The following is a 13,077-nucleotide window of genomic DNA, read 5'->3' on the forward strand; positions in this document are numbered from 1 at the left end:
GTGAAAATCAGATCGTCCAGATCCTTGTCGTCCTTGATCGTAAAGCGATAAAATTCGTCTTCCTGTTTTGAAATTAACATCATAAATCCTCCTTTCTCCTACAGGATACGCCCGACGGATATCATCTGCAATAACAGTCCGGTTAAATCATTGTAAATACCTACAACAAACCGCGGACGGTTTTACCCGCCCGCGGCCGTTTTTTGTCTTATTCGCCGGAGGCTTTCAGCTTGTCCGCCTCTTCCTGCTCCAGCACCGTATAGGCCACCTTGCCGACGAGGGTTTTAGGCAGGGCGTCCCGGTATTCGATCTCATAGGGCAGGGCGTATTTGGCGATGTTCTTTTTACAGTGCGCCAGGATAGAGGCTTTGATCTCGTCGGTGGCCTTTTCGCCGTCCCGCAGGACGACGAAGGCTTTGACCTTCTGCATCTTGTAAGGGTCGGGGACGCCGATGACACAGCTCGTCAGGACCTTTTCGTGGGCGTCGATGACATTTTCGATCTGGGAGGGATAGATGCTGTAGCCGGAGGAGATGATCATGCGCTTGAGGCGCTGGCGGAAATAGACGAAGCCGTCCTCGTCCATGGAGCCCAGGTCGCCCGTATGCAGCCAGCGCCGGCCGTCGGGATGGGTCTGGAGCACCTGCGCCGTTTCCTCCGGGCTCTCGGCGTAGCCCTTCATGAGGGTCGGGCCGGTGATACATATCTCGCCCACCTCGCCGTAAGGGACCATCTCCTGCGTGCCGGGCCGGACGATTTTAAAAAACATGTCCGGGTACGGGATGCCGATGCTGCCTTCCTTGTGGAAATCCCGCGGCGTCAGGCAATTGGCGGTAACGCTCTCGGTGAGCCCGTAGCCCTCCCGGATCTGTACCCTGGCTCCGTGGGCCTTCAAAAACGCGTCCACCTTGCGCTTGAGCTCTATGGACAGCGAATCTCCGCCGGAGAAAACGCCCTCCAGCTGGGACATGTCGAGTCCGTCCAGCTTGTCGATGCGCAAAAGCGCTTCAAAAAGCGTCGGCACGCCGGCAATGTAGTGGGGCTTATACTTTTTCAGGAGCGCCGCGTAGGAGGCGACGGAAAACTGCGGCACCAGAATACCGCTGACACCGCTGATGAACATCGTGTGAATGCAGACGCCGAGGCCGAAGCCGTGAAAAACGGGCATGATGGCCAGCATGACGTGGCCGGGGACAATGCAGTTGCCGGCAGCGGCCGTCTGCATGGCCAGCGCGTTGAAGTTCAGGTTGGTCAGGAGGATGCCCTTTGTCCTGCCGGACGTGCCGCCGCTGTACAGGATCGCGGCCAGGTCGTCCCCTTTTCCGGGAAAAATATAGGGTGCCCCGTAACTCTCCCCGTTCCGGATGAAATCGCCCCAGCGGATCACCTTCCCGCCCGTTTTGACCCGTTTGATCTTCCGCCCCTTCGTAAGCCTGTAGGCGGGCTTTCTGAGCCCGCCGAGCCCGTCGTCAACGCCGGCGACGATCAGCGCCCGCAGGGACGTCCGCGCCATAATGGCGCTGAATTTCGGGTAAAACTGGTCCAGTGTCAGCGCGGCGGTGCTTTTTGAGCTGTTTATATAAAAGACGAGCTCTTCCTCGGCCGACAGGGGGTGGACCATGTTGGCCACCGCGCCGATCAGATTCAAGGCATAGAACATAACGACGGCCTGGGGCGTGTTCGGCATGCAGATCGTCACACGCTGGCCCGGCCCGATCCCCATCGCGGCAAGAGCCCGGGCGCAGCGGTCGATCTTTTCGGCAAAATCCCCGTACGTTGCCCTGGTGCTGAAGAAATCGTAGGCGACGGTATCAGGGGATTTTTTCACCGCCTCGAGCACCAGCCCGGCCATGGAACAGTCGGGGTAATCGAGATGCTGCGGGACATTCCCGTAGTGCCTGAGCCAGGGCGCGTTCACGTTCATGCTGTATCCTCCAAAAAAGTGTGGCATACCGCCTTTTCAGGTAGTATACCACACGTTTGTCCGCTTCAACAATATGAACCTGTGATCAGCCGGCCTTCCTGATTTCGCCGCGGACGTCGGCCAGCGTCTTGACTTCCTTGTGGATAATGGGCTTCCACTCGACCTTGCCGAAAAGCGCCGCCAAAGCGATGGGGATGTACGTAAACTCAAAGATTGGGAATGAGAAGAGATACATGATCTTGTAAAAGGCCTTGCAATGGATCTGCTTCCACTCCGAGATCAGCGTAATCAGGCCGATGGCAAAGAGGAGCAGGTAGCCATTGATGAACGTCCAGATCAGGGAGTTGACCGCCGAGGAGACGTCGTAGCCAAGGGTGGCCCCGGCGATGGTCGCCACGACATTGAACAGCACGCTGAACATCGTCAGGAAGATCGCCGGCAGGATGATCATCAGGATATCGTAGCAGGAAAAGCTCCGGCGCGTGAAAACCGCCTTTGTCAGCGCGGCGCCGTACTTCTGGAACACCTGCAGGAAGCCCTTGGCCCAGCGCAGGCGCTGCCGCCAGGACTGCTTGAACTCGGTGGGCTGCTCGTCGTACAGGACGGCGTTTTTGCAGAAGGCGATACGCTCGCCGTTTATAATGCTGTGCACGGAAAACTCGATATCCTCCGTCAGGAGGTGGAACTTCCAGCCGCCGTTTTTCTCGATGATATCCCGGTGCATCAGAAACCCGGTGCCGCCGATGGCGCAGCTGGTGCCGAGCAGCATCCTGGAGTTGTTGAGGAACTGCGACTCGCGCAGGAACCACAGGGAATACCCGGCGGAGATCCAGTTGGCGTCGTAATTCTTGGAATTTCTGTAGCTGGTAATGATTTTATGGCCTTGCGAAAACGTCTTGTTCATTTCCGCGATGTAGTTCTCGTCGAGGAGATTGTCCGCGTCAAAGACGAAGAAACCGTCGAACGCGTCCTTGGCGTAATCCTCGGAGATGCGCGTCAGCAGATAATCGAGGGCGTAGCCCTTGCCGACCTCCAGCGTGTTGAAACGCTCATAGACGACGGCGCCGGTGTCGCGGGCGACAATGGCCGTGTCGTCGGAGCAGTTGTCCGCCACGACGAAAATCGTCACAAAGTCCTGCGGATAATTTTGTTCTCTGATATTCTGGATGAGATTGGCGATGACCGATGATTCGTTGCGGGCCGAGATCAGAACGCCGTATCTGTGCAGAATGGTGGCCGATGCCGCCGGCTTGCTCTTTTTGAATATCGGCGCCAGCAGATAAATGAACTGGTACAGATAGCAAACCGTAAACGCTATCGACAGGATAAAGTTGATAAGACCAACCGTCTTCATTGTTTACTGCTCCTTTAGGTAAACATATACATCACACACACACCAGTATATATATACCCTTTTCGCGGGAAATAAACAATCTTTTTAATAAATTCTTAATAAATTCTTAATAATTTAATAGATTCGCAATAAGCGCACAGGGCATTTTCGTCATTTTAACATGCACAAATCCCGGAAATGGGGTGATATCTGTCAATTCCGGCCTGCACGTGCGGGAGCTTGTGACATAAACAGCCTGTTTCAGACGCCGGTCAGGCGCCGCCGGAGCTGCCCGCACACCACCTCCTTCACACCGCAGGCGGCCAGATAGGGGCCGATGCCGCCGTATTTATCTTTCAGATGCGCCAGAAGCGCCGCCATATTGGCCGGGGCTGTTTTAAAAAACGGGTCCGCCAGGCTGACCGGCTCCGTTGGGAAGCGCTTGAGGAAAGCGGCCCGGAGACCCTCGTAAACAGCCCTCAGATACACCTCTGAGACACAATAATCGGCAATGATATCCTCCTCCGGGACGTCCGCGAGGCCTAAAAGCAGCGCGGAGATGATGCCGGTCCTGTCCTTGCCCGTGGTGCAGTGGTACAATACGGCGCCGTCCGCGGCGGCGCAGAACTCCAGCGTCTCCCTGACCCAGCCCATGCAGTCGTCCGCCATTTCGATATATTTGGCGCCCCAGTCCACGAAGGCGCTAACCGGCGGCGCACCGGCACCGGCGCCACGGGTGGCGAAGGCGACCTGCTCGTTGAAGGTGGGGCTTTGGAGATATCTGATCCAGCCGACGTTCCGCAGGCAGCTGGGCTCGGCCGTGATTTCCCGCGCACCCCTGAAATCTATGGAGTCCGTCACCCCGTAGTTCTTTAAAAAGGCCAGGTCCCCTTCGGTGAGGTTTTTCGGCGCGTCGCTCCTTATAAATACGCCGAATCTCGTCGTGCCGCCGTCCCGCGTCGGGTATCCGCCCAGATCCCTGGCATTATAAAGCCTCCGCAGCGGCAGCCTCCTGTAAAAGCCGGCCATATATACACGCTCCTTCCTACTCGTTCGTTTTCAGCGATTCAACCATATTGATGCGTTTTATGTGCCGCTGCCCGATAAAATTGACCGCCACGGCAAACAGGAAGGTGAGCAGCGCGGCCAGAATGTAGCTGGACGGCTTCGGTGTGCGGCCGAACATGACAAAGCTCAGCTCCACCGTACGGACAAGCCAGGCGTGCAGGAACTTTCCGCCCACAAGGCCCAGCGCGGCGCCGATGACCGTCAGGATCATGTTCTCCCGGACGATGTACCAGGAGACCTCCCTGTCGTAAAACCCGAGCACCTTGATGGTGGCCAGCTCCCGGGTGCGCTCGGTGATATTGATATTCGTCAGGTTGTAGAGGACAACGAACGCCAAGAGGGCCGCGGAGACCAGGATGATCACGACGACGGCGTTGACGCTGTTCATCGAATCTCTGAAGGTTTTGGCCACCGACGTGAAATGGGACACATACGCCACGCCGCCGTCTTTCAAAATCTCAGACGACACCTGGTCCGCCGCGCTGTCCGTATCCTCCTTCAGGCGGATAAACGCCTGATTGGCCTTTTCGTCCCTGCCGAAGACCTCTTTGTAGTAGCCGGGCGTCATGTAGACGTAATGATACACGTAGTTTTCCACGATGTCCGCGACCTTAACGTTATATTTCCCGTCTGCCTCCACGGTAAACGTGTCGCCCGGATGAAGATTGAGAAGCTCCGCCATTTTTTCCGTGATCACGGCGCCGTCGTCCGTGAGCGCGACGGCCCTGCCGTCCGCCCGGTGGGCCAGCCGGACGAAGTCGCCGAGCCGGTCCGGATCGTCCGGGACGATCACTTGTCCGTCCACCGTGCCGCTGCCCGCCGTGAAATCCGCCGCCGTCGACTGCTCGAACAGATAGTCCGTCACACCGGCGCTGTCTTTCAAAACGACTGAGGCCGCGTCCTCTCCCGCGCCGTCCGGCAGGTAGGCCAGTAAATTATAATGGAATATCCGGCCAAACTGGATATCGGCAATGTCCGTGATGGAATCCCGGAGACCGAAGCCCGTGACGATGAGCGCCGTACAGCCCGCGATGCCTAAAAGCGTCATAACCAGGCGCTTTTTGTACCGGAAGATGTTCCGCGCCGAGACCTTCGCAAAAAAAGACATCTTCTTCCACAGATTCGTGATATACTCAAGCAGCACGCGCTTTCCGGGCTCCGGCGCCTTTGGCCGCAGAAGGCTGGCCGGCGTCTCCCGGAGCGCGGACAGGCAGGCCGCCGTGGTGGCGCCGACCGTACAGATGAGCGCGGCCGCGCCGGCCGTAACGCAGACACCGGCTTGCACCGGCGTTAAAAGCGGCGGCAGGTCGTACAGAATGGAATACGCCTTGAATATGAACTGCGGGAGTCCAAGCAGCCCGGCGGCGAGCCCCCCGGCCACGCCGATAACGGTGGCCGACAGGCTGTAATAGACGAACTTCCCCGCCGTCGTCAGCCGGCTGTGGCCAAGGGCTTTATACGTGCCGATCTCCACGCGCTTTTCGTCCACCATGCGCGTCATCGTCGTCAGGCACACCAGGGCCGCCACGGCAAAGAAGATGACCGGGAACACGCCGCCCAGCGCGCCGATCCTGTCGGCGTCCTCGCCGAAGCTCTGGTAACCGGCATTGCCGCTCCTGTCCTGGACGTACCACTTCCCCTGGGGAATGTCCGCGATTTTCGCCGCGGCGTCCTGGATATCCTTTTCGCCCTGGGCGAGCTTATCCGCGCCGTCTTCGACCTGCGCCTCGCTGTCGGCGAGCTGCGCTTCGGCATCCTTCAGCTGCGCCGCGGCGCCGGCGAGCCTTTTGTCGGCCTCGGCCTTTTGGCTCTCGTACTGCCGGCGTCCGTCGTCCAGCTGCCGCTGCGCCGTCAGGAGAGACGCTTTCCCAGTGTCAAGCTGCCGCTGCGCCGCCGACGTTTGTTCATTAAGGGTCGCGCTTTGGCTGTCCAGCGCCTGGAGGCCCGCCGTCAGGGCGGCCTGCTGCGCGTCCAATTGCTGCTTCTGGGCGGCCAGCCGCGCGCCGGCCTCCTCCAGCTGCCTGGCCGTGTCCGGCATCGTCTGCTTGATGCTGTCGGGCAGCGCGTTAAACTGAGCCAGCTGCTCCTCATACGCCGCGCGGGCGGCGTTATATGCGGCGTACGCGTCGTTCAGCGCCGCCTGCTTGCTGCTTAAATCATTCTGGGCCGCGTTTATTTGCGCCTCTCCGGCTGCCTTCTGCGCGTCCAGCTGCTTTTGCGCCGCGTCAAGGTCCGCCTTGTTTTTCGCGATCTCTCCGGCGGACGCGTCCAGCGTGCCGCGGGCCTTTTGAAGCGCGCTGTCGGCCCTGGCCTTTTCCCCGGCATACGCCGCCTGTCCGTCGGCCAGCTGGGCCCTGGCGTCGTTCAATCGCTGCCGCGCGTCCTCCAGCTCCGCCTTTTTTTCGTCCAGCTCCGCCCCGGCGCTCCGCAGGTCGCCGTTGGCTTTATTGTAAACCTCGTCATAGCGCTTCTGCGCCTGGGTCTGGCCGAGGGCGTCAATGCGGTCGGAAACCGTTTTTACCGTATCGCTGTATTCGTCGGTATACGCTGTTTCGTCGGCCGCGCCGGAGACAAGGATATCGGCCTGGGTGTAATAATCCAGCGTCACCGCGCCGGCCGGTATCACGATGTAGGCGGCCACGCTGCCGCTGCCCAGCGTGGAGCTCCCCCGCTGGACCTTGGAGATATAGAGCGGGGAGCGCACCAGGCCGACGATTTTGAAGGTCGTGTCCCGGAGCGCCCCGTCAAAGCCGGACTGGACCTCCTTAACGGCGAAGCTGTCCCCCACGCGCAGCCCCGTCTGGGCGAGGAACCTGTCCTCCACGGCACATTCGTCAGGGGAAGACGGCAGCCGCCCGGAAAGTACCTCCGGAGAATTGATGCCGGCCTCGCTCAGTGTTTCCACAGAGACGACGATGTCCTGCTTTTCTGACGCGGCGACCGCGTCAAACTGCTTGAGGCCCGCCGCCAGAGCGACGCCGTCTGTTTTTCCGAGGGCGGCGATGTCGTCGTCGCTGAGACCAAGGGTTGACCGGACGCGCAGGTCGTACATGCCGTGGGCGTCCATGTAGGCGTCGGCGGTGAGGCGCATATCCGGCTGTGTGGCACGCAGCCCGGTAAAAAACGCGACAGACAGGACAAGCATCAGGATGATCGACACGAACCTGCTGGCTGTTTTCCTGATCTCCCGCACAATGTCCTTGACGCTGGCCTTTTTCACCATTCAATCTCCTCGACGGATTGTGGGGCAATATTTTTGAGCACCCTTTCCTGCCGGCCGTTTTTGATGTGGATGACCTTGTCGGCCATCGGCGTGATGGCCTGATTATGCGTGATGACGATGACCGTCATCCCCTTGTCGCGGCAGGTCTCGTGCAGCAAGCGCAGGACGTCCTTGCCGGTGGCGTAGTCCAGGGCGCCGGTAGGCTCGTCGCACAGGAGGAGGCGCGGATTTTTGCACAGCGCGCGGGCAATGGCCACCCGCTGCTGCTCGCCGCCGGACAGCTGGGCGGGGAAATTGTTTTTCCGCTCCCCCAGGCCGACCTCCTCCAGGGTTTTCCCGGCGTCCAGCGGCGCGCGGCTGATCTGGGACGCCAGCTCCACGTTCTCCAGCGCCGTCAGGTTCTGGATCAGGTTGTAAAACTGGAATACGAACCCGATATCATGCCGCCGGTAAGCCGTCAGCTCCTTTTTCGACAGGTCGCTGACGCGCCGGCCGGCCACCGCAATGACGCCGCCGGTGACGGACTCCATGCCGCCCAGAAGGTTTAACACCGTCGTCTTCCCGGCGCCGGAGGGCCCGACGATCACGACAAATTCGCCCTCGTCGATCTCGAAGGAGACATCCCTGAGGGCGTCGGTCACCACTTCGCCCGTTTTGTATTGCTTGCTGACATGCTCAAGGCTTAAAAAACTCACGGTCTCACTCGCTTTTTTGAGGTTTTGATTGGGAAGATATCATCCATAATAATACATGAAAATACTGCCAATGTCGTGAACTGATTGTGAACAACAGCTTTTACACTTAAAAACCGGCTATTCAGCGGGCGATCGCCGGTATTCGACAGCGTTCCGCCTGATTTTTGTGGGAATTTGTGGACAATTCTGTGGGTTTGTTGATAATGCGACGAAGCTGTTGATTATCCGCGCCAACTCCATTATAATAATTTCGCGCTTTATGTGCAAACATCCCGACAATATTGCTGCCCTCAGTGCCGAACGCCTGATACCCGACAGCTTATTTGAGAGAAGGTTTATCATTGACATCAAATGTTTTGAATCTGAACAATCTCCGGCTGGCCGTGCTGATTGACGCGGAGAACGTCCCGCGCAACTGCATCAAGAGCGTCATGGAAGAGATCGCCATCTATGGCACCCCCACCATCAAGCGCATCTACGGCGACTGGACGAATCCCTCCATCGCCGGGTGGAAGTTCTCTCTATTGGAAAACGCCATCACGCCGATCCAGCAGTACAGCTACACCGTCGGCAAGAACTCCTCCGATTCAGCGATGATCATCGACGCGATGGACATCCTCTATACGGAGAAGACGGACGGTTTCGTCATCGTCTCCAGCGACAGCGACTTTACCCGCCTGGCCATCCGCCTGCGCGAGGCCGGCCAGCGCGTTATCGGCATCGGCGAGACGAAGACGCCCAGCCCCTTTATCGCCGCGTGCGATAAATTCACCTATATCGAGGTCATCCGGGCCAAGGCCGTTGAAGTGAAGCAGGCCGAGGAGGATGCGGCCCAGAAGCCGGTGGAAAAGCAGAAAAAGCCGCAGGTCCAGATCAAGTCCCGCGGGCAGAAGGTCCCCGAGGACGTGGTGCAGATAATCGCCGACTCGATCTCCGACCTCACGGAGGACGACGATTGGGTGTTCATGGGCGAGCTGGGCAACCTGATCCTGAAAAAGCAGCCCGATTTCGACCACAGGAATTTCGGCTACAAGAGCCTGTCGTCACTCATCAAGTCCATCGACCGGTTTGAGGTCGATTTCCGCCAGACGACGGACCCGAATATCAAGCACCCCTTTGTCCGCGACAAATATGACTGACGCCCGCCGCAGTCCCGCGCACCGGTATAACAAATGAGAAAAACAAAAAAGCGCCGGCATCTCGGCCTTCCCATATTTTTAATATTTGCCCTGCTGCTCGCGTTTTTGTTCTACGACGGCAACACGCGCATCGTCACGGACGACTACCCCGTCCAAGCCAGCGCCCTGCCCGCGGCCTTTGACGGGTACCGGATCGTCCAGCTGTCCGACATCCACGCCGCCACCTTCGGCAAGGATAACGCGGCGCTTGTCGGCGCCGTCAAAAAGGCCCGGCCCGACATCATCGCCGTCACAGGCGATCTGATCAACAACGACGACGACAAGAGCGCCGACCTGGCCGTCGTCCGGCCTCTGATCCAGTCCCTTGTCAGCATCGCCCCGGTCTATTACGTGACCGGCAACCACGAGTGGGATTCCGGCTGGGTCCGGGAGCTTTTGACAACGCTCACCGACAGCGGCGTCACCGTCCTGCGGAACGACTACGAGCGCCTGGCGGTGGGCAAAGCCTCCATCATCCTCGCCGGTATCGACGACCCCAACGGCCCGGCGGACATGATAACGCCCGAAGAGCTCATCGCGGACATCCGCGCGAAGGAGGGCGACGCATACATCGTCCTGCTGGCCCACCGGAACAATTATCTGGACCGTCTCTCCAAGGCCGGGGTCGGCCTCATTTTGTGCGGGCACGCCCACGGCGGGATCGTCCGCCTGCCGCTGGTCGGGGGCCTGGTGGGTCCGTCGCGGGAGCTGTTCCCGCGGTACACCAGCGGCGTTTATTCGAAGGACGGCACCAGCATGCTCGTCTCGCGCGGCATCGGCAATCATACGGGCTTTCCCCGCTTTTTGAACAACCCGGAGATTGCCGTGGCGGTGCTGAAAAAATAATAAATTTACGGAACATAAAAAAGCCCTCGGGCATATGATGATGTTATCAGCAATTTGGGAGTGATAGTATGCTTCATAACATCGTACAATGCTCAGGCGGGCTGGAGCAGGATATCGACGACCTCATTTACGGCGACATCCGTACTGTTCCCAGCCAGCGGCTGCACTGACCAGGGCCTCTTATAGAGGCAGGCGGGCGGCCGGACAGCTCAATTACGAATGAAAGTGGTCAGCCAATGATAGAATTTGACGATTACAAAGTAAAAGTAAACGCCCTGAAGCCGGCGCTCACAGCTCTCGGCGGCGCGCTGAAGCTCGACGACGCGGAATCCGAGCTCGAGCGTCTCGAGCACGAGAGCGCCGAGGACGGCTTCTGGAACGATCTCGACAACTCCCAGAAGGTCCTACAGAAAATAAAGCTGCTGAAAAACAAAATCTCCGGCTATAAAAAGCTGAACTCCCGGTGGGACGATCTCATGGCCCTGTGCCAGATGGGCATCGAGGAGCAGGACGAAAGCCTCCTGCCGGAGCTGGAGGCGGAATTTGAAGCGTTTGAGCGGGACCTGGAGGCCGCGCGCCTGTCTACGCTCCTGTCGGGCGAATACGACGGCTGCACCGCCATAATGTCCTTTCACGCCGGCGCCGGCGGCACCGAGGCACAGGACTGGACGGAGATGCTTTACCGTATGTACACCCGCTGGGCCGAGCGCCACGGCATGAAATACAAAATTCTGGACTATCTGGACGGCGAGGAGGCCGGCATCAAGTCGGCGTCCATCGAGATCGAGGGCGAGAACGCCTACGGCTATCTGAAAAGCGAGGGCGGCATCCACCGCCTCGTTCGGATATCGCCCTTTGACGCCTCCGGCCGCCGGCACACGTCCTTTGCCGCCGTGGAGGTCGCGCCGCTCATCTCCGACGATGTGGAGGTCGAGATCCGGCCCGAGGACCTGCGGGTGGACACCTACCGCTCCTCCGGCGCTGGCGGCCAGCACGTCAACAAGACGGAGAGCGCCATCCGCATCACGCACATCCCCACCGGCATCGTCGTGGCCTGTCAGATGGAGCGCAGCCAGCATCAGAACAGAGAGGTCGCCATGCGCATGCTCCGCTCCAAGCTCGTGGAGATCAAGGAGCGGGAGCACCTGGACAAAATCAGCGACATCAAGGGCGAGCAGATGAAAATCGAATGGGGCAGCCAGATCCGCTCCTATGTTTTTATGCCGTACACGCTGGCAAAGGACCACCGTACGAACTTTGAAAACGGCAATATCGGCGCCGTCATGGACGGCGACATCGACGGTTTCATCAACGCGTACCTCTCCATGCAGGCGGGAAAAACCGAATAAAATACGTACAAGGGGAGACTTACGTCTCCCCTTGCGTTAGCTTAGCCTTATGATCGGCGATCCAGCCCAGAACCAAAAAATAATCGCGTTTTCCTGCGGGGATTTCCAGGCCAAGCTGTAGGAGTTCCTGTTGCGTAAACGTCATGCCTATGCCATTCAATTCGAGCATTACCAGCATTACGAGTATGCCAATCCGCTTATTGCCATCGAGAAACGGATGGTTCGTCGTGATCGCATACGCCAGCCGGGCCGCTTTTTCCTCAACCGTGGGGTACTGCTCAGTTTCATCAAATCCGGCGGCGGCGCTGTAGACCGCCGATTCAAGAAGGCCTCTATCGCGCAGCCCGTGCAGTCCACCCGTCTTTTCAACCAGCTTATCATAAAGCTCTATGATCTCGTCAACTGTCAAGACAATCATTTCGCCAGTTCCAGGAAAGCCTCAAGGTTGTCATCGATAATCTTTTCACTGACGGCAGAAATACGGTCCCGGCGGGATTCTCTTGCCGCCTGGATTTCATTGTATTCGGAAAATTCCACGACCACATATCTCGGTTTGTTATTTTTCATGATAACAGCCAGCCCCTCTTCGTCAACAAGCCGGACAACCTTGGAAAAATTTTGATTCGCTTCGGTCATCGGGACCAAGACATCGGTATTGACGTTCATAAACAATCACCTCATTTCATAGTATAGCGAAAATGTAGGATATTTTCAACCTATTTTTATTAAATTATCCGCGCCAAAGATACGTTTCCGGATTCTGCTGCGTGTCCGACAAAAGTAGTGATAAAGCGACAAATACTCCTATTTACACTTTCTGTAAATTGGAGTATTATAATGACACAGCTTATCCAATGGCATGAGGATGCCGCAGGTCCCAATCTTCTTTTTTTACCGGAGATGACGGACGTAAGCTCATATCTTTATCCCACAACCCTTTCTTTGGCGGACCGTCCTGCGGTTCGCCCTTTTTTTGACATAAGCTATAAAATGCGCTCACCCTGCGGCGGCGTTTCAATCGCCGATACACAAAAATAGCCTGCAAGCTTGACAAACAGGGCAAAGCCTGATAAAAATAAAAGAAGCTCATTAAACTGATAAAGCACCGGGAGAGGGGCAGAAATGGACAGAGTGTTTGCCGCGCAATATATGACGCCATCCGGCTTCGCCCGTTTCCGGGGCTTTTCCCGTGATGCCGAAAATACGTGTGCTCCAACGACAAGACATGCTTTGACCGCATGTCTTTTTGTTATTTTCTGCTTTAGTTCCATTATTTATCTTGGCCTGCCGGTTATTGCGGCGGGCCTGCTTGGCTTGCTTGTACTTCTCCGCCCGGTACTTTACCAATACAAAAAAATATTTCCTGGAACACGACTTAATTGATGTGCGCCGACACAACATCAAAGCTCCGTTCTTGGAAGACGGAGCTTTTTACATCCGCTGAAACGACAGGTGGAATCA

Annotated in this window: 12 protein-coding genes; 5 read left to right on the plus strand and 7 right to left on the minus strand. The window is 57.7% G+C overall.

Annotated elements, in window-relative coordinates:
* Window positions 1–208: 208 nt before the first annotated feature.
* The 5 genes from BUB60_RS16260 to BUB60_RS16280 form a co-directional block, all read right to left on the minus strand.
* Window positions 209–1,924 (minus strand): AMP-binding protein, encoded by a 1,716-nt coding sequence (locus BUB60_RS16260; protein ID WP_073081323.1) that lies wholly within the window; start codon window positions 1,922–1,924, stop codon window positions 209–211.
* A gap of 85 nt (window positions 1,925–2,009) precedes the next feature.
* Window positions 2,010–3,278, minus strand: coding sequence for a glycosyltransferase family 2 protein (locus BUB60_RS16265; protein ID WP_073081324.1), 1,269 nt, complete (start codon window positions 3,276–3,278; stop codon window positions 2,010–2,012).
* Between the two features lie 240 nt (window positions 3,279–3,518).
* Entirely contained in the window at window positions 3,519–4,286 is a 768-nt protein-coding gene (locus BUB60_RS16270; RefSeq protein WP_073081326.1) for a tyrosine-protein phosphatase, read from the minus strand.
* 16 nt (window positions 4,287–4,302) lie between these two features.
* Window positions 4,303–7,548, minus strand: coding sequence for an FtsX-like permease family protein (locus tag BUB60_RS16275; RefSeq protein ID WP_073081328.1), 3,246 nt, complete (start codon window positions 7,546–7,548; stop codon window positions 4,303–4,305).
* On the minus strand, window positions 7,542–8,243 hold the full coding sequence (locus tag BUB60_RS16280; protein ID WP_073081330.1) for an ABC transporter ATP-binding protein: 702 nt from the start codon (window positions 8,241–8,243) through the stop codon (window positions 7,542–7,544). The genes BUB60_RS16275 and BUB60_RS16280 overlap by 7 nt, the downstream gene beginning before the upstream one ends.
* Before the next feature lie 356 nt (window positions 8,244–8,599).
* On the opposite strand from BUB60_RS16280, the gene BUB60_RS16285 reads away from it, so the two are divergent.
* From BUB60_RS16285 to prfB, 3 genes are all read left to right on the plus strand, one after another.
* Complete coding sequence (locus tag BUB60_RS16285) at window positions 8,600–9,382, plus strand: NYN domain-containing protein (RefSeq protein WP_073081620.1); 783 nt, start codon at window positions 8,600–8,602, stop codon at window positions 9,380–9,382.
* A 33-nt stretch (window positions 9,383–9,415) separates the two neighbouring features.
* Window positions 9,416–10,267, plus strand: a complete 852-nt coding sequence (locus BUB60_RS16290) for a metallophosphoesterase (protein ID WP_073081332.1) — start codon at window positions 9,416–9,418, stop codon at window positions 10,265–10,267.
* A gap of 236 nt (window positions 10,268–10,503) precedes the next feature.
* On the plus strand, window positions 10,504–11,616 hold the full coding sequence (gene prfB, locus BUB60_RS16295; protein WP_073081334.1) for a peptide chain release factor 2: 1,113 nt from the start codon (window positions 10,504–10,506) through the stop codon (window positions 11,614–11,616).
* A 19-nt stretch (window positions 11,617–11,635) separates the two neighbouring features.
* Here prfB and BUB60_RS16300 read toward each other — a convergent pair whose 3' ends face one another.
* Both BUB60_RS16300 and BUB60_RS16305 read right to left on the minus strand, forming a co-directional pair.
* Window positions 11,636–12,034 (minus strand): type II toxin-antitoxin system death-on-curing family toxin, encoded by a 399-nt coding sequence (locus BUB60_RS16300; protein WP_073081337.1) that lies wholly within the window; start codon window positions 12,032–12,034, stop codon window positions 11,636–11,638.
* The gene (locus BUB60_RS16305) at window positions 12,031–12,282 is read right to left on the minus strand and encodes a type II toxin-antitoxin system prevent-host-death family antitoxin (RefSeq protein ID WP_073081342.1); all 252 of its coding nucleotides are present in this window, start codon (window positions 12,280–12,282) and stop codon (window positions 12,031–12,033) included. The genes BUB60_RS16300 and BUB60_RS16305 overlap by 4 nt, the downstream gene beginning before the upstream one ends.
* Window positions 12,283–12,453: 171 nt before the next feature.
* Between BUB60_RS16305 and BUB60_RS20460 the strand changes: the two genes are divergently transcribed.
* A complete protein-coding gene (locus BUB60_RS20460) occupies window positions 12,454–12,654 on the plus strand; it encodes a hypothetical protein (protein WP_143162389.1) in 201 nt (66 codons plus the stop codon).
* Window positions 12,655–12,738: 84 nt separating this feature from the next.
* Entirely contained in the window at window positions 12,739–12,999 is a 261-nt protein-coding gene (locus tag BUB60_RS20465) for a hypothetical protein (protein ID WP_143162390.1), read from the plus strand.
* Window positions 13,000–13,077 lie beyond the last annotated feature (78 nt).

The organism is Sporobacter termitidis DSM 10068, assembly GCF_900130065.1.
In the GTDB taxonomy this organism is placed as follows: domain Bacteria; phylum Bacillota; class Clostridia; order Oscillospirales; family Oscillospiraceae; genus Sporobacter; species Sporobacter termitidis.

Bases quoted from the DNA above. Each gene is read 5' to 3' on its own strand.
- BUB60_RS16260 (WP_073081323.1), bottom strand. From the start codon at position 1,924: ATGAACGTGAACGCGCCCTGGCTCAGGCACTACGGGAATGTCCCGCAG.
- BUB60_RS16265 (WP_073081324.1), bottom strand. From the start codon at position 3,278: ATGAAGACGGTTGGTCTTATCAACTTTATCCTGTCGATAGCGTTTACG.
- BUB60_RS16270 (WP_073081326.1), bottom strand. From the start codon at position 4,286: ATGGCCGGCTTTTACAGGAGGCTGCCGCTGCGGAGGCTTTATAATGCC.
- BUB60_RS16275 (WP_073081328.1), bottom strand. From the start codon at position 7,548: ATGGTGAAAAAGGCCAGCGTCAAGGACATTGTGCGGGAGATCAGGAAA.
- BUB60_RS16290 (WP_073081332.1), top strand. From the start codon at position 9,416: ATGAGAAAAACAAAAAAGCGCCGGCATCTCGGCCTTCCCATATTTTTA.
- prfB (WP_073081334.1), top strand. From the start codon at position 10,504: ATGATAGAATTTGACGATTACAAAGTAAAAGTAAACGCCCTGAAGCCG.
- BUB60_RS16300 (WP_073081337.1), bottom strand. From the start codon at position 12,034: ATGATTGTCTTGACAGTTGACGAGATCATAGAGCTTTATGATAAGCTG.
- BUB60_RS16305 (WP_073081342.1), bottom strand. From the start codon at position 12,282: ATGAACGTCAATACCGATGTCTTGGTCCCGATGACCGAAGCGAATCAA.
- BUB60_RS20460 (WP_143162389.1), top strand. From the start codon at position 12,454: ATGACACAGCTTATCCAATGGCATGAGGATGCCGCAGGTCCCAATCTT.
- BUB60_RS20465 (WP_143162390.1), top strand. From the start codon at position 12,739: ATGGACAGAGTGTTTGCCGCGCAATATATGACGCCATCCGGCTTCGCC.